This is a genomic window from Flavobacterium flabelliforme (assembly GCF_017948675.1).
GTDB classification, from domain to species: domain Bacteria; phylum Bacteroidota; class Bacteroidia; order Flavobacteriales; family Flavobacteriaceae; genus Flavobacterium; species Flavobacterium pygoscelis.
In genome coordinates this window covers 653960-669020 of the sequence record NZ_JAGFBU010000001.1, presented here as the reverse complement: position 1 = coordinate 669020, position 15061 = coordinate 653960, and the positions used below count along the sequence as shown (strand labels likewise).

Genomic DNA, 15061 nt, shown 5'->3' with positions numbered 1-15061 from the left:
AAGGTTTGGTTGATGTACAAAGATACAAATTAATTCATTTTATTAAATTAATCTAAGTTCTCTTCTTTTTTATTTATTGTGTTTTGAGTTGCTTCTTTTAATTCTTCTACATTGTCTGCAATAGTATTTTTAGCTTCTTCTGCAAAATCTTCTACTTTTTCTGAAACAGTGTTAGTCTTTTCTTTTAAAGAATCCACAGAGTCTTTTAGAATGGTTTCTGAATCACTAGTGAATTCTTGTACATTTTCTTTAATTGCTTCAGCAGTAGTATTAATTTTGGTTGTAGTATCTACTGCTATTTCATTTGCTTTTTCGTTAGACATTCCTGCCTTCTCTTTAAGTGAATCTACTACATCGCCGATCGATTTTTCTGCTTTTTCAGAGTATTCATTTAATGTTTCCTTGGCTTGATTTGCATAATTCTCTGCCTTATCTAGAATGGGAGTTGTAGTTTGTTTGGCTTTTTCAAATGTATCTTCAGCCATAGTTTGTACTTTTTCCAAATAAGGTTTTGCTGTTTCTTTTGCTTTTTCTAAGGTCTCTTCTGAAAAATTTTCTACTTTTTCTAAATATGGAGCCGCAGATTCTTTTGCTTGCTCTAAAGTACTTTCTGCTTTATCTGTTAATTCAATAGCAGTTTCTTTGGCAGAGCCAAATAAATTCTTAAAAAATGATGATAGTCCCATATTGTTTTGTTTGATTAGTTACGCAATAATAGTCTTTTTTTGTGAACATTACTTTATTAAAACACTAATAATTTGCTGATAATCAGATACTATCTTGATTTTGTTGATTTCATGAAAAGAATAATAATGTCTACTCAATCAATACTGCTGTTTTGTTGTTTAGTTATCTTTTACTTTTGTAAATGTTTATGAAGATATAGTGAATAAAAAAAGCACCTCTAAAGAGATGCTTTTTTTATTCTATTTCTAGTCGATAATTAATTTATTCGAGTTCGAATGTTATTTTCATATTCAGTCGAAATTCTGTTATACCACCATCACTAACTTTAGCGCTTTGTTCTTTAACATAAACAGAACGAATGTTTTTTATTGTTTGTGATGCCTTTGCAACTCCTTTTTGAGCTGCATCTTCCCAACTTTTCTCTGAGCTTGAAAGTACTTCTATTACTTTTAATATAGACATGATTTATGTTTTTGGTTAATTATAAAAATACAAATTTATTTATATGTACTGAATAAATTTAATTTTATTTAACATAACACGTTGAAATTCAGTAAGGTTTTATCCGTTTACGGCTTCTACTTTAATGCTTTCATCATTCAACATACTTTTAAGCATGTTTTCTATACCACTTTTTAAAGTAAAAGTAGAAGATGGACATCCGCTACAAGCACCTTGTAAAATCACTTTGACAGTTTTGTCACTTTCGTTATATGATTCAAACGCTATGTTACCTCCATCAGCTTGTACAGCAGGTTTTACATATTCTTCTAATATGTTGATTATTTGTTGTGAGGTTACATCTAAATTATCAAATTCTTGAGCTTTAGTGCTTTCTTCAGCAATTACTGTTGCAACGTAATTTTCGTCTAAAACAGTTCCGCCATTTTCAATATATTGTTTGATAAAGCTTCTTAATTCTAACGTTATTTCTTGCCAATCATTGATTTCATATTTCGTTACAGAAATATAATTTTCATCGATAAAAATTTCTTTTACATAAGGAAACTTAAAAAGTTCTTTTGCTAAAGGAGAAGCCGAAGTCTGATCTATGTTTTTAAATTCAATAGCATTTTTAGTTAGCATTTTACTAACTACAAATTTTAATGCTGATGGATTTGGTGTTGTTTCACCATAAACAGTTACAGGTTGTTTTTTAGATTTGTTTTCATCTACGGTTATAATCGTACCGCCATCGTTTACAAATTTCTCTATTTGTTCTGCAACAGCATCTTTGACATCATCCCATTCCACAATGCTGTATTTTTCTATAGCAATAAAATTTCCAGAAATGTAAATTGTTTTTACAAATGGTAAATAAAATAATTGTTGTGCTAAAGCCGATGGTTTAGCTTCATCAATGTTTTTAAATTCAAAACTTTCATTCTGAGTGATAAAGTCTTGAAATTCAAACTTTAATATAGTTGGGTTTTGTGTTTCTTTTATTGTTATCGTTTTCATTGTTTTTCAAATTTTTACAAATTTACTAAAGTTATTTTCTACGAATACCTATATTTGGTTTTTTAATGAATAAATTAACTTTAGTTTAAATTTAATGCAATTACTTTTTTTTTAATTGAATTATTATATTGATTTTAAATTCTTTATTTGCTTAATAATACTTAAATGATTTTTAAACTTAGAATTTCTATTTCACTGTTTTTTTTATCTTTTTATTGTTTCGCACAAGAAGGGATTCCGGTTTACTCGGATTATTTATCTGACAACTATTATTTGATTCATCCCTCTATGGCTGGTGCATCTAATTGTGCAAAAGTTAGATTAACAGCTAGGAAACAATGGTTCAATCAAGATGATGCTCCGGAGTTACAAACAATTAGTTTTAACGGTAGAGTAGGAGAAAAAGCGGGTGCAGGAATTATTCTTTTTAATGATAAAAATGGTTATCATTCTCAAAAAGGAGTTAAACTTACCTACGCTTATCACTTAATGTTCTCTAGAGATGAAGTTGATTTAAATCAACTCTCTTTTGGTATGAGTGCAGGATTAATTCAAAGTCAGTTAGACGAAACTGAATTTTTAAAATCCGGTGATTATGATCCTAATATCAATGGTTCTATTGTTCAAAAAGACACTTATTTTAATGTAGATATTGGTGCTTCTTATAATTTTCTAGATTTTTATGCGCATGCAACAGTCAAGAATGCTGTTGAGACTAGACGTGATATCTATAGCGTGTATGAAAGTGATAATTTAAGAAAATATTTATTGAGCGTAGGCTATATTTTTGGTAATAAAGAAAAACTATTATTGGAACCTTCCCTTTTATTTCAAATGGTCGACAAAATTAAAGAGAAGTCTATTGACGTAAATCTAAAAGTTTATAAAAATTTAGATTTTGGAAGACTTTGGGGTGGCTTGTCTTATCGAAGAAGTTTTGATGGTGCCGAATATAAAAATGGAAACAGTATTGCTTTACAAAAATTACAATATATTACTCCAATTGTCGGTGTAAATTTCAATAAATTTATGTTCGCTTATACTTATTCTCAATTATCAGGAAACGTTAAGTTTGATAACGGTGGATATCACCAAATCACTTTGGGAATGGATTTGTTTTGCAAACCTGTAAAATACGATTGTAACTGTCCCGCAATTAATTAATTTATATTTATTATGCTTATTAAAACTGTCAATGGCAAAACGCCATCTATTCCTGAAGACTGTTATGTAGCCGAAAATGCAACAATTATTGGCGATGTTAGTTTTGGAGAAAATTGTAGTGTTTGGTTCAATGCTGTTATTAGAGGAGATGTAAATTTTATCAAATTTGGCAATAAAGTCAATATTCAAGATGGAGCTGTAATACATTGTACTTATCAAAAACACGCTACCGTAGTTGGTAATAATGTTTCAATTGGCCATAATGCAATTGTGCATGGTTGTACCATTCATGATAACGTATTAATTGGAATGGGAGCCATTGTCATGGACAATTGTGTTGTAGAAAGTAATTCTATTGTGGCAGCAGGTGCTGTAATTACTCAAAATACAGTTGTTGGTGCTGGTACAATTTGGGCAGGAGTTCCTGCAAAAAAAGTCAAAGATATCGATCAATCTGATTTTGCTGGAGAAATTGAACGTATTTCTAATAACTATGTTATGTATTCTGGCTGGTTAAAAGAAGACAAATAGGTTAAAACTCCTTTTCTTGTACTTTATATTTATTTCCTAAAATTTGTTTAAGAACAGAGGAGTCAGTATTTGTATAAAATACTGTTTCACTTGTAGTAGATGAATTAAATCCTATGGTCTCACTCAATAGTTTTTGAGTTTGTTTGGCAACTGCTTCACCAGAATCTATTATTTGAATATGATTAGGTAGAATAGCTTTAATCTGTGGGATTAGATAAGGATAATGACTGCAGCCTAATACTAAATAATCTATGTTGGCTTCTATCATTGGTTTAAGATAGGAGTTGAGCAATTGAGTCATTTCAGGAGAATTGATTTGTCCAGATTCTATCAGTTGTACTAATCCATTGCCTACTTGTTCAATTATTTTGGTGTCCTGATACTTCTCTGTGGTTTTATTAAAAAGGGTACTGCTTAAGGTGCCTTGTGTCGCTAAGACCCCAATTATTTGTGTTTTAGAATGCAATACAGCTGGTTTTATAGCAGGTTCAATACCAATGAATGGTACATCATATTTTGCCCTTAATTCTTGAATTGCATTGGTGGTAGCCGTGTTGCATGCCACAACAATTAACTTGCAATTCATATTGAGTAAGAACTCTGTGTTTTTCATGCTTAAAACGATGATTTCTTCCTTCGTTTTTTGTCCGTAAGGTGCATTTTTACTATCTGCTAGATATATCGTTTTTTCGTTAGGTAGTAGTTCGTGAATAGCCGACCAAATAGAGGTGCCGCCAATACCAGAGTCGAATATTCCTATTGCTTCATTGTTTTCCATTAAAACAAAGTTAAGTGCTCTGATTTAAAATTCCTAAAAAATTATTAGTCCAAAAAAAAACCGCTCCAGCTAATAATAGTTGGAGCGGTTTATCAAATAAATGTTCTATTTTTTAGAAACCTAAATCTTTTTTTACATCAGCAGTCAAGTTTGGACCATCAGCAAGTAAAAGAGAAGAACCGTCTAATACATATTGGAATCCTTTTGCTTTACCTACTTTTTGGATAGAAGCTCTTACTTTTTCCATTAATGGTTTAACGATATCAGATTCTTTTTGTTGTAATTCTTTTTGAGCATTATCTCTATAATCAACAATTCTTTTTTGCATGTCCTGAACTTCTTTAGAACGGTCTCCATTGATCGCTTCTGTTACTGTTGCAGCTTCTGCTTCGTATTTTTTTAATTTTCCTTGGTATTCATCAACCATTTTTTTGTATTCAACATCATATGTACCACTCAATTTATCTAGTTGTTTTTGAGCATCTAACATTGCTGGCATTTTTGTCATAATTTCACTTACATCAACATGAGCTGTTTTTGCTTGTGCATTAATAGTTTGATTTGCTCCTAACATTAATATCGCAGCAATTAGTAGAGTTTTGATTTGTTTCATCATTTTAAAAATATTAAGTAATTAATTATTGTTTGTATTTTCTTTTGTTTTTTCTTCTTTAGCCTTTTTAAGAGCTTCTCTTTCTTCTATTGTTTTTTTTCTTTTTTCGTCTAATTCTTTTTTGCGATCTTCAATAACCTTTTTACGGTCTTCTAAAATTTTTAGTCTCGCATCATTTTCTTTTTGCTTAGATTCCTCCAAGGATTCTTTTTTAGTTTCAACATTTTTAGGAGTGGTTACCGCATTGTCTTCTTTGATATTTGCAGAAACCGTGCCAGCTTTTTTAGCTTCTCTTTCAGCTTGAATTTGTTTTCTTTTATCTTCAAATTCTTGTTTCTTTTGTTCTTGAAGCAATTTTCTCTCTTCTAGAATTTGTTCACGTGCCGTCTTTTTCTCCTCTATAAGTTTTTTTCTTTCTGCTAAATCTGGATTATCATCCAAGGCATCTTCTTTGCTTTCTTTTATTTCAGCTTCTTTTTGCTGTTTTTTAGTGAGTTGCTCTCTTTTTTCTGTTCGGTTTAATACTCGTAAAACTTGCTCACTAATATCAAATCTTTTGGCTGCAAAAAGCATTGTTAGATCTGAAGATTTATCAAAAATGAAATCATATTTTAATCTTTCAGCTATATCCTGAACTGCAGTAAAAACTTGATCTTGTATTGGTTTGACTAAAGTAGATTTTTGAATCATTAAATCTCCATTAGGCCCAAATCTTTTTAATTGATATTCTAAGTTTTGATTTTCAAGAAACGCAATTTCGGTTTCTCTCTCTTCTATTAGTTCTTTAGTCAATAAAACTTTTTCTGCTTTTAGGGCTTCTTTTAATTTATTGATTTCAATTTTTTTTGTTTCAATTTCTAATTTCCACTTATTGGCTTTTTGATCTAACTGATTTTTAGCTTCCGTATAATCGGATACATTTTCTAAAATGTATTCCATGTCAATAAAGCCTAATTTCGTTCCTTTGGCTTGAGCATTAACCCCAGAATATGTGATCAATGCTAAAAATACAGATAAAAATTGTTTTTTCATAAAAGCTATTTTATTTAGAAATCATGAGCACTTTTTATTAAAATTGTTGACCAATAATAAAGTGAGGTTCCCATCCATGTGCTTTTGTTTCTCCAGGAAGGCTATCAAAACCATATCCAAAATCAATTCCTAATAATCCAAATGCCGGCATAAAGACACGTAAACCAACACCAGCAGAACGGTTTAAAGCAAACGGATTGTAGCTTTTGAAACTAGCATATGATGAACCTGCTTCTGCAAAGGCTAATGCATAAATTGATGCCGATGATTTTAGGGTTATAGGATAACGCATTTCCATTGAAAACTTATTAAATACAGTTGCTCCAATTTGCTCTCCTGCATTATTTGTAGGTGTCAATGAATTGTTAGGATATCCTCTTAATTGAATAGTTTCTCTACCATCCATTGAATAATTTGCTAACCCATCACCACCAAGATAGAAACGCTCAAAAGGAACTGCTCCTCTTTCTTGATTGTATGCACCAAGGAAACCAAATTCACCCATCGTTTTAAGAACTAGTTTCCCGTATATTTTACTATACCAATCAGCCTTAAATTTTATCTTATAATATTCTAACCAATTAAATCTCTTTTGATCCACTTTACTAGGATCTGCTGCAGCAAGAGTATAGTCAGCAACCTTGTTTCCATTACTGTCGATATAATCTCCAATATTTACAATATTACCGTTTGTGTCAGGTATATTTTGTCTGTCTACAGTGTTCTTTAATTTGTATTCTTGTTGATCTCCTAAAGTAGCATAATTGATCCCATTAAATAAAGAATAAGGAGGTGTCATTTTTGCTGTTATACTAAACTCAGAACCATAAGTCGGGAAAATAGGATTTAAACCTTTACTACTTCTTGTTAATCCTATTGTATAAGCTAAGTTTCTAGAAGTACCATCTCCAAAAGTAAATAATCCAGTGTTGTAATTATTTAAAGAGTAGTGTTGGTAACTTACAGCTTGAGACAATACGAAATAATCATCAGGCACAGTTAATCTTTTTGCAATTCCTACAGATAAAGTCAGGATGTCAAAACTTTTTGATTTATCTGCTCTCTGTGTAATGTAGTTATTTAAAAACTGTTTACTGTAAGATAATGATGTGCTAAAAGAAACTGGTTTTTTACCACCAAACCATGGCTCCGAAAAGGAAACACTATAAGTTTGAAAGTACGTACTCGCTTGTAAACGCAATGATACTTTTTGACCATCACCCATTGGTAATGGTTTGTAAGCATCTTTGTTTAATAAGTTTCTAGCAGAAAAATTATTAAATGACAATCCTAGTGTTCCGATGAAACCACCACCACCATAACCTCCTTGAAGTTCGATTTGGCTGGACCCTTTTTCAACAAGATTGTATTCTATATCAACAGTTCCTGCTGATGAATCTACATTTTTAAATTTAGGATCTATTGCTTCTGGATCAAAAAATCCAAGCTGACCTATTTCTCTTACTGTTCTTACTAATAAATCTTTACTGTATTTTTCGCCCGGTTTAGTTTTTAACTCACGATAAATTACACGGTCATTAGTTTTGTCATTCCCTACTACGGTGATTTTATTAAAATAAGCAATTGGTCCTTCTGTAACTCTAATTTCGAAGTCAATAGTGTCGTTTGCTGTTCTAACTTCTACGGCATTGATATTAGAGAATAAATAACCGTTATTTTGGTATAAATTGGTAATGTCTTCTCCGTCAGGCTTAGTCTTATCGGCTATTCTTTTTTCAAGTAAAACTCCATTATAAACGTCTCCTTTTTTAACGCCTAAAATTTGACTCAAACCTTGATCACTATAAATAGTATTTCCTAAAAACTTAATATCTCCAAAATAATATTTATTACCTTCTTCTACATTAATTTTTATATCTAGTGCTTTTTTAGCTTTATTATAAGTTACAGAATCTGAAATAATACGAGCATCTCTATATCCTTTTTCCTTGTAAGCAGCAACCACTTTTTCTAAATCAGATTTGTATTTTTCTTTTATAAATTTGGATGCTTTTAGGATACGGATAGGATTTTTTTGTTTAGTATCTTTCATCGCTTTACGCAATACTTTATCCGATAATTTTGTATTTCCTACAAAGTCAATTTCATGTATTTTTACTTTTGTTCCTTTGTCAATAGTAACAAGCATATTGACTTGGTTGGCAACAGTGGTATCTTTTACTGTGTTGATATTAACTTTAGTATTGTAATAACCGTCCTTTTTATATTTGTTTTCAATATAATTTTTAGTAGTTGTTATCAAGTTTTCATTGACCACTTTACCTTTAGTAAGACTATTATCTTTGATTAAAGATTCTGTTTTGTTTTTCTTAACCCCAACAAACTTTACCTCATTTAATTTTGGTAATTCGATAAGGTTTAAGTCAAGATAGATACTGTCATTTTGTATTTTATTTACATAAAAAGTAATTTCATCAAAAAGACCAAGTTTTCCTAGTTTTTTGATAGCAGTACTGATTTCTTCACCTGGAATAGTAAGTTCTTGTCCTTTTTGTAAACCAGAAAAAGTAACGACAGTTTGTGAATTGAAACTGATATCTCCGATTATAGCAACATCGGCTAAAATGTATTTTTTACCTTGATCAAAAGGAACTCTTTCTTGGGCTTTCACTGATGAAAAACTTCCAAAAATCAAAACGGTAAGGGCTATTTTTATGCTTTTATTTAACACTAAAAAATTATTTAATTTGTTCACTTGTTTTTCCAAATCTACGTTCTCTTTTTTGATAACTAACGATAGCCTCATATAAATCTTGTTCTTTAAAGTCTGGCCATAATATGTCAGTAAAATATAATTCTGCGTAAGCAATCTGCCACAACAAAAAGTTACTTATTCTATGTTCTCCACTTGTTCGTATTAATAAATCTACGTCTGGTAAATTTTGCGTGTAAAGATGCTCATTAATAATTGAATCGTCAATACTGTCTATTGAAATTATATTATTTTTAACTTTACTACATATATTTCTTACCGCATTGACAAGTTCTTCTCTAGATCCGTAGCTTAAGGCCAAGGTTAGAGTCATTTGCGTATTGTCTTTTGTTTTGTCAATTACATCAAGAAGTTCCTTTTGTGCCGATTTTGGTAATTGCTCTAAATTACCAATTGCAGTAAGCTTTATGTTGTTTTTTTGCAAAGTAGTTAATTCCTTTTTCAAAGAATTAATCAATACTCTCATCAAGGTTTCGACTTCTAATTTTGGTCTGTTCCAATTTTCAGTAGAAAAAGCGTATAAAGTAAGAAACTCAATGCCAAGTTTAGCACTAGCTTCTATAATTACTTTTACAGATTTTGTTCCGCTTTCATGACCTAAAGCTCGCAAAAGTCCTTGCTGTTTTGCCCAACGACCATTTCCGTCCATAATTATGGCTAGATGTTTTGGTAGTCTTAACGGGTCAATGTCCTGTAGTAAATTCATTTATTTATTGTGCACAATAACAGGGTTTTTCTCCAAAAGTATACGTTAGTGTAACTCCTGAAAATACATACCAATCATTATTATTTATATTTCCGAAATTGTTATTAAAACTGCCATCTATATTATCTGTCAATGTATATCGTGCTCCGGTTTCAAGAGCAAGAATTAAATGCGGAGATAAATTTGATTTTACTCCGACTATCATAGGAATTGCTATAGATTTTCTTCTCTCTGTTCTTCCACCAGATCTAGCGCCTGTTTGAGGATCTGATATTTCGTATTTGCTAAAAAAGTAACTGACTCCAGAGGCAACATACGGTGTTATTTTTCTGTCTAAATTGTGAAGATTAAAATCAAAAAAGTTGAATTCTAAACCTAAATTAAATTCTTTTAAATCATTATCGAAACGGTATCCTCTTTGAGTTCTACTGTTTTCTTTAGAATTTAAGTCATTTGAAGTAATCTCTGACTGAATATAGGAAGCTCGAAAGGAATGTCTAGGACTTTTATTCCATTTATAGAGTAAACCAAATGCTAATTTATTTGGAGCGATGTACGTTGTAGGTCCTACTTCTCCAATATAATTACTACCTCCTAAGAATACTCCAACCTCATGAATCTGAGCTTGAGCACCCATGAATGGGATAAGACAAATAAAAAAATAAAAAATCTTGTTCATTTAATCAAAAATTGCGTGCAAATATAATAATTATCAATTCGTTTCAATACCCATTCGTTTAATTCTCTATTTTTTTATCATAGTTATTTAATACAAAATAAGTATTTGTTTATTTAAACGTTAAAAAAGGATAAAATCGTATCGCATTCTTTCAAAATGAATTAATTTCTTTTGTCTTCTCCCCAAAGTAATTTGTTGCGTAATGTTTGTACAAAAGTTTCTCTTGGTATTTCTACCATATTGATATTAAAAGGTGTTTTCTTTAAAGTCAGTATCGACTCATTCTTTACCGACGTAACTCTGGAGTCTAGTGAGACTAAATAATTGGCCTCTCTACCTGAAACTTTTAATCGAATTTCGGTACTATCTGGTACAACAAGAGGTCTAGTGGTTAAGTTGTGTGGTGCTATAGGAGTTATTACTAAACTTTTTACATCTGGAGTCAAGATAGGTCCGCCACAACTTAAATTATAGCCAGTTGTTCCTGTAGGTGTTGAAATAATTAAGCCATCTGCCCAATAGGAATTTAAATATTCTCCATTTAAATACGTGTCAATGGTTATCATCGCTGTAGTATCTTTTCTGCTCACTGTGATTTCGTTCATCGCAAAATTCATTTCTTCAATAGACTCATTTGGCGTAGAACAGTCTATGCTAATTAGTGCTCTTTGAGAAATAGTGTATTTTTTATCTAACACAAATTGAAGGAATTCAGATATATTCTCTTTTTGAACGCTTGCTAAAAAACCTAACCTGCCTGCGTTAATTCCTAAGATTGGTATTCCAGAATCACGAACTAATGTAGCAGCTCTTAAAATTGTTCCGTCTCCGCCAATACTAATTAACATATCAAAACTAGAATCTAATTCTAAGTGAGAAGTAAAAGTTTTATATTTATTCTCTACTAATTTACGTTCGTAAAGCATCGACAGAAAATTTGCTTCTATGATCATCTCTACATTGTTTTTGGTGAGAAAAACAAAAATGTCATTTATAATGGGTTGTGTGCTATTTTGATAATATTGACCGTAGATCGCTACTTTCATTTTTTTTAAATTTGATAGTGAGATAAATAGTTGTTAATTGAAAAAAGAGGACCAATAAATAGTCATTTCTTTTTTAATGAAAACCATTTCCTAAATTTGTTGTTATATATTAAGGTACTTGTCTAAATATTCAGAACGTTCCTTTAAATTGTTGATGTAATTATCTTCCTGATGGTCGGACATGATTTCATAATCGTATCTTCTAAAAGTTTGGATGATTTCATTCATTGCTCCTAAACTTATTTTTAAAGTCACCTCTACACTTGAAGCATCTGCTTCGGAAATAAATACTCCTAGAATCTTACCATTATTGCTTTCGACTATTTGAGTAATTTGGCTCATAGAATAATCCAATATGGGTTTTTTGACAATGATGATGGCACCTGGTTCTTTCAAAAAAGGAGTTTCATGAAAAAATTTCATGATGTCTTCTATTTCATAATATCCCACATAAGTATTGTTCTCATCCAAAACGGGAACTAAATTAGTGTGATTTTTGGCAAAAACTTCTAAAACATCAAGCCAAATTGTTGTAGTTCTTGCAAAAAAACCTTCTAATGTAAAACGATAATCGGTTACTTTTTTATCAAAATCAAAGGTCTCAATATCTTCTGCTGCGATGCTCCCAATGTAAATACCCTCTTCGATAATTGGAAAATGCGAAAAATGTAAATCGTCAAAAAACGTTTGAACAGTAGATATGGTATCTTGACTGTCAATCGCTTTAAAATCATTAGTGATGTATTCTGTAATTTCTGTCATAAATCATTCCTCAATATTCGATGCAAAATAATCAAAAATAAGCAAAAAGTCCTAGATTTTACTTTGTATTTTTGCTTCTACTAAATAGTAGTATCAAAATAAAAATTAGTTTTCATGACAAAGTTAAGTGTAAATATCAATAAAATAGCCACTTTGCGTAATGCTCGCGGTGGAAATGTGCCCGATTTGTTAAAAGTAGCGACCGATATTCAAAAATTTGGAGCGCAAGGAATCACCATTCATCCTAGACCAGATGAACGTCATATTCGTTATCAAGATGCACGTGACTTGAAACCGATCGTCTACACGGAATTTAATATTGAGGGAAATCCACAACATAATTTCATAGATTTAGTTTTAGAATGCAAACCAGAGCAAGTAACTTTAGTTCCTGATGCTATTGGAGCCATTACATCTTCGGCAGGTTGGGATACAGTAAAAAATCAAGCCTATTTGACAGAGATGATTCAAGAGTTTCAACGTCACGGTATTCGAACTTCTATTTTTGTAGATCCTATTCATGAAATGATCGAAGGTGCTAAAAAAACGGGAACCGATAGAATCGAATTATACACAGAAGCCTTTGCACACCAATATAGTTTAGGCAACGAAAGAGGAATTGATCCGTATATCAAAGCGGCTATTTTTGCAAATGAATTAAATTTAGGAATCAATGCTGGTCATGATTTAAGTTTGGATAACATTCAATTTTTTAAACAAAATATTCCTGGTTTGCTAGAAGTATCTATTGGCCACGCATTAATTTCAGAAGCTTTATATCTGGGTTTAGAAAATGTGGTAAATATGTATTTACAAAAAATGAAATAATTCATTAAAAAGGGTAATGATTTTAGACGCTTATTTAGATCTATAATCTTTGATCATTACTCTACAATCTAAAATATAATGTTATATTCAAAAATAGAAGGTTCTGGTCAGCCACTATTAATCCTTCATGGATTTCTAGGAATGTCTGACAATTGGAAAACCTTAGCCACACAGTTCGCTGTAAATTTCGAAGTCCATGCATTAGATTTACGCAACCACGGTCGCAGTTTACAGTCGGAAGAGTTTAGTTATGAAATCATGGTTGAAGATGTTTTCGACTATTGTCAACTTCATAATCTCGAAAACATTAATATCATTGGGCATTCCATGGGCGGAAAAGTAGCGATGCTTTTAGCAACAAGACATCCTGAATTAGTAAGCAAATTAATTGTTGCTGATATTGGACCCAAGTTTTATCCACAGCATCATCAGGATATTTTGGCAGGATTAAATGCCGTTGATTTCTCTATAAAACCAAGTCGCTCGGATGTGGAAGAGATTATGAAAAACTTCATTCCTGATTTTGGAACACGCCAATTCTTAATGAAAAATTTATATTGGGTAGAGCCAGGTCAATTGGCTTTCCGATTCAATTTAGCTGTTTTTAATCATAAAATGGATGAAATTGGGGTTGCGCTTCCAGAAGATCTCGTTTTTAGCAAACCCACATTATTTATTCGTGGTGGAAATTCGAAATATATATTAGATCGCGATTTTGAAAACATCAAAAAGCATTTTCCTGATTCAATTATAGAAACTATTCCAAATGTTGGACATTGGTTGCATGCAGAAAATCCAGCAGAATTTTATCAAAAAGTAACTGCTTTTTTACAATAGTAAAACCTACTTTAATTATTACTACATTTATTAAAACTTAAAAAACACAAAAAATGAATTTACTGATTAAAATAATAGTTACAGCAGCTTTAGTCTTGCTTATTTCAAATTTTATGCCCGGGGTTCATGTCGCTGGTTTTTCTACCGCATTAATTGTGGCAATAGTATTGGGATTGCTTAATATTTTTATCAAGCCAATTTTAGTGCTTTTTACTTTGCCAGTTACGATTCTTACTTTAGGATTGTTTTTGCTAATCATCAATGCACTTATTATTATATTATGTACCAATATTGTAGGTGGTTTTAAAGTAGACACCTTTTTTACAGCCTTGTTATTTAGTATTGTATTGTCCGTTTTGCAGTCTGTTATGAATGGGATTCTAGGAGAAGGAAAGTAATAATTTGCTCATTTTCTTTATAGGAAAGCTTGGTGTCTTACGATACTGAGCTTTTTTTTTAAAAATAGGGTATTCCAGTTTCTCTTTTTAGTTTGTTTTTTTTTGATACTAAAAAATGGAGTCTGACTTTTATCAAAACTAAAAAGAATAAAATTCTGCCACTTTGATACTTTAAAATCATTAAATTTATACTCAAATATAATTTTAAATAAAGAACACAATGAGTACTATAAAAAAATCTGTGATTGCAATTATGGTTTTATTTTTCATTTCAAATGTAAATGCAACAAACTTAAAATCTTCAACTGATAAAGTCAAAATGCCTAAGCAAACAAGAAGCAGCTCTGTCTCTTCATTCAAAACTGATATGCTGGATGCTAAATTAAATGGTGTTTTTGAGAATTATTTTCTACTTAAAGATGAATTGGTGAAGACTGATGGCGTAACAGCTGCTGCTAAAGCAAAATTGTTAGTCACTTCTTTGAGCGAAGTAAAGATGGGTGAACTTTCAAAAGACGTTCATAAAGTTTGGATGAAAGTAATGAAAAATGTTATGGCTGATGCCAAAGGTATTGCCGCAACTCAAGATGTAAAAGCACAAAGACTGCTTTTCGTGTCTTTGTCTAAAAAAATGTATGATTTGGTTAAAGTAGCTAAGTTTCAAACTCCTGTTTATTACCAGTTTTGCCCTATGGCAAATGACGGAAAAGGAGCTAACTGGTTAAGTAAGGAAAATGCAGTAAAAAATCCGTATTATGGAACTAAAATGCTAAAATGTGGAGAAGTTGTAGAGACTATTAAATAA

17 protein-coding genes are annotated in these 15061 nt (G+C 31.1%); 6 read left to right on the top strand and 11 right to left on the bottom strand.

Annotated elements, in window-relative coordinates:
• Window positions 1–47: 47 nt before the first annotated feature.
• From J3S90_RS02920 to J3S90_RS02910, 3 genes are all read right to left on the bottom strand, one after another.
• On the bottom strand, window positions 48–686 hold the full coding sequence (locus J3S90_RS02920; protein WP_210644610.1) for a hypothetical protein: 639 nt from the start codon (window positions 684–686) through the stop codon (window positions 48–50).
• A 262-nt stretch (window positions 687–948) separates the two neighbouring features.
• Window positions 949–1149 carry a dodecin family protein gene (locus J3S90_RS02915; RefSeq protein WP_188048868.1) on the bottom strand — a complete coding sequence of 67 codons (201 nt, stop codon included), beginning with the start codon at window positions 1147–1149 and terminating at the stop codon, window positions 949–951.
• 99 nt (window positions 1150–1248) lie between these two features.
• A complete protein-coding gene (locus J3S90_RS02910; protein WP_188048867.1) occupies window positions 1249–2148 on the bottom strand; it encodes a NifU family protein in 900 nt (299 codons plus the stop codon).
• A 165-nt stretch (window positions 2149–2313) separates the two neighbouring features.
• Between J3S90_RS02910 and J3S90_RS02905 the strand changes: the two genes are divergently transcribed.
• Together J3S90_RS02905 and J3S90_RS02900 are read left to right on the top strand one after the other, a co-directional pair.
• The gene (locus tag J3S90_RS02905; RefSeq protein ID WP_210644608.1) at window positions 2314–3312 is read left to right on the top strand and encodes a PorP/SprF family type IX secretion system membrane protein; all 999 of its coding nucleotides are present in this window, start codon (window positions 2314–2316) and stop codon (window positions 3310–3312) included.
• Window positions 3313–3324: 12 nt separating this feature from the next.
• Window positions 3325–3843 carry a gamma carbonic anhydrase family protein gene (locus tag J3S90_RS02900; RefSeq protein ID WP_188048865.1) on the top strand — a complete coding sequence of 173 codons (519 nt, stop codon included), beginning with the start codon at window positions 3325–3327 and terminating at the stop codon, window positions 3841–3843.
• A gap of 1 nt (window position 3844) precedes the next feature.
• On the opposite strand, the gene murI is transcribed toward J3S90_RS02900, so the two are convergent.
• The 8 genes from murI to J3S90_RS02860 all read right to left on the bottom strand — a co-directional run bounded on the left by murI (window position 3845) and on the right by J3S90_RS02860 (window position 12193).
• Window positions 3845–4621 carry a glutamate racemase gene (murI, locus tag J3S90_RS02895; protein WP_210644606.1) on the bottom strand — a complete coding sequence of 259 codons (777 nt, stop codon included), beginning with the start codon at window positions 4619–4621 and terminating at the stop codon, window positions 3845–3847.
• Window positions 4622–4733: 112 nt separating this feature from the next.
• Entirely contained in the window at window positions 4734–5234 is a 501-nt protein-coding gene (locus J3S90_RS02890; protein WP_188049498.1) for an OmpH family outer membrane protein, read from the bottom strand.
• A gap of 21 nt (window positions 5235–5255) precedes the next feature.
• A complete protein-coding gene (locus J3S90_RS02885) occupies window positions 5256–6266 on the bottom strand; it encodes an OmpH family outer membrane protein (protein WP_210644602.1) in 1011 nt (336 codons plus the stop codon).
• A gap of 37 nt (window positions 6267–6303) precedes the next feature.
• Window positions 6304–9033, bottom strand: a complete 2730-nt coding sequence (locus J3S90_RS02880) for a BamA/OMP85 family outer membrane protein (protein WP_188048862.1) — start codon at window positions 9031–9033, stop codon at window positions 6304–6306.
• A complete protein-coding gene (locus tag J3S90_RS02875) occupies window positions 8966–9706 on the bottom strand; it encodes an isoprenyl transferase (RefSeq protein ID WP_210644600.1) in 741 nt (246 codons plus the stop codon). Before J3S90_RS02875 ends, J3S90_RS02880 begins: the two co-directional genes overlap by 68 nt.
• Window positions 9707–9710: 4 nt before the next feature.
• Window positions 9711–10385 (bottom strand): type IX secretion system protein PorG, encoded by a 675-nt coding sequence (gene porG / locus J3S90_RS02870; RefSeq protein ID WP_210644598.1) that lies wholly within the window; start codon window positions 10383–10385, stop codon window positions 9711–9713.
• Between the two features lie 161 nt (window positions 10386–10546).
• Window positions 10547–11431, bottom strand: coding sequence for an NAD kinase (locus tag J3S90_RS02865; protein ID WP_188048859.1), 885 nt, complete (start codon window positions 11429–11431; stop codon window positions 10547–10549).
• A 102-nt stretch (window positions 11432–11533) separates the two neighbouring features.
• Entirely contained in the window at window positions 11534–12193 is a 660-nt protein-coding gene (locus J3S90_RS02860) for a CBS domain-containing protein (RefSeq protein WP_188048858.1), read from the bottom strand.
• 114 nt (window positions 12194–12307) lie between these two features.
• Here J3S90_RS02860 and J3S90_RS02855 point away from each other — a divergent pair, with 114 nt between their 5' ends.
• The 4 genes from J3S90_RS02855 to J3S90_RS02840 all read left to right on the top strand — a co-directional run bounded on the left by J3S90_RS02855 (window position 12308) and on the right by J3S90_RS02840 (window position 15061).
• On the top strand, window positions 12308–13021 hold the full coding sequence (locus J3S90_RS02855) for a pyridoxine 5'-phosphate synthase (RefSeq protein ID WP_188048857.1): 714 nt from the start codon (window positions 12308–12310) through the stop codon (window positions 13019–13021).
• A gap of 78 nt (window positions 13022–13099) precedes the next feature.
• Window positions 13100–13858 carry an alpha/beta fold hydrolase gene (locus tag J3S90_RS02850; RefSeq protein ID WP_210644595.1) on the top strand — a complete coding sequence of 253 codons (759 nt, stop codon included), beginning with the start codon at window positions 13100–13102 and terminating at the stop codon, window positions 13856–13858.
• Between the two features lie 53 nt (window positions 13859–13911).
• Window positions 13912–14256, top strand: coding sequence for a phage holin family protein (locus J3S90_RS02845; protein ID WP_188048852.1), 345 nt, complete (start codon window positions 13912–13914; stop codon window positions 14254–14256).
• Between the two features lie 220 nt (window positions 14257–14476).
• Window positions 14477–15061 carry a DUF3347 domain-containing protein gene (locus J3S90_RS02840; RefSeq protein WP_210644593.1) on the top strand — a complete coding sequence of 195 codons (585 nt, stop codon included), beginning with the start codon at window positions 14477–14479 and terminating at the stop codon, window positions 15059–15061.

Coding starts and splice junctions, on each gene's coding strand:
- J3S90_RS02865 (WP_188048859.1), bottom strand. CDS start 11,431: ATGAAAGTAGCGATCTACGGTCAATATTATCAAAATAGCACACAACCC.
- J3S90_RS02845 (WP_188048852.1), top strand. CDS start 13,912: ATGAATTTACTGATTAAAATAATAGTTACAGCAGCTTTAGTCTTGCTT.
- J3S90_RS02875 (WP_210644600.1), bottom strand. CDS start 9,706: ATGAATTTACTACAGGACATTGACCCGTTAAGACTACCAAAACATCTA.
- porG (WP_210644598.1), bottom strand. CDS start 10,385: ATGAACAAGATTTTTTATTTTTTTATTTGTCTTATCCCATTCATGGGT.
- J3S90_RS02900 (WP_188048865.1), top strand. CDS start 3,325: ATGCTTATTAAAACTGTCAATGGCAAAACGCCATCTATTCCTGAAGAC.
- J3S90_RS02855 (WP_188048857.1), top strand. CDS start 12,308: ATGACAAAGTTAAGTGTAAATATCAATAAAATAGCCACTTTGCGTAAT.
- J3S90_RS02860 (WP_188048858.1), bottom strand. CDS start 12,193: ATGACAGAAATTACAGAATACATCACTAATGATTTTAAAGCGATTGAC.
- J3S90_RS02850 (WP_210644595.1), top strand. CDS start 13,100: ATGTTATATTCAAAAATAGAAGGTTCTGGTCAGCCACTATTAATCCTT.
- J3S90_RS02910 (WP_188048867.1), bottom strand. CDS start 2,148: ATGAAAACGATAACAATAAAAGAAACACAAAACCCAACTATATTAAAG.
- J3S90_RS02880 (WP_188048862.1), bottom strand. CDS start 9,033: ATGAGGCTATCGTTAGTTATCAAAAAAGAGAACGTAGATTTGGAAAAA.
- J3S90_RS02885 (WP_210644602.1), bottom strand. CDS start 6,266: ATGAAAAAACAATTTTTATCTGTATTTTTAGCATTGATCACATATTCT.
- murI (WP_210644606.1), bottom strand. CDS start 4,621: ATGGAAAACAATGAAGCAATAGGAATATTCGACTCTGGTATTGGCGGC.
- J3S90_RS02890 (WP_188049498.1), bottom strand. CDS start 5,234: ATGAAACAAATCAAAACTCTACTAATTGCTGCGATATTAATGTTAGGA.
- J3S90_RS02915 (WP_188048868.1), bottom strand. CDS start 1,149: ATGTCTATATTAAAAGTAATAGAAGTACTTTCAAGCTCAGAGAAAAGT.
- J3S90_RS02920 (WP_210644610.1), bottom strand. CDS start 686: ATGGGACTATCATCATTTTTTAAGAATTTATTTGGCTCTGCCAAAGAA.
- J3S90_RS02905 (WP_210644608.1), top strand. CDS start 2,314: ATGATTTTTAAACTTAGAATTTCTATTTCACTGTTTTTTTTATCTTTT.
- J3S90_RS02840 (WP_210644593.1), top strand. CDS start 14,477: ATGAGTACTATAAAAAAATCTGTGATTGCAATTATGGTTTTATTTTTC.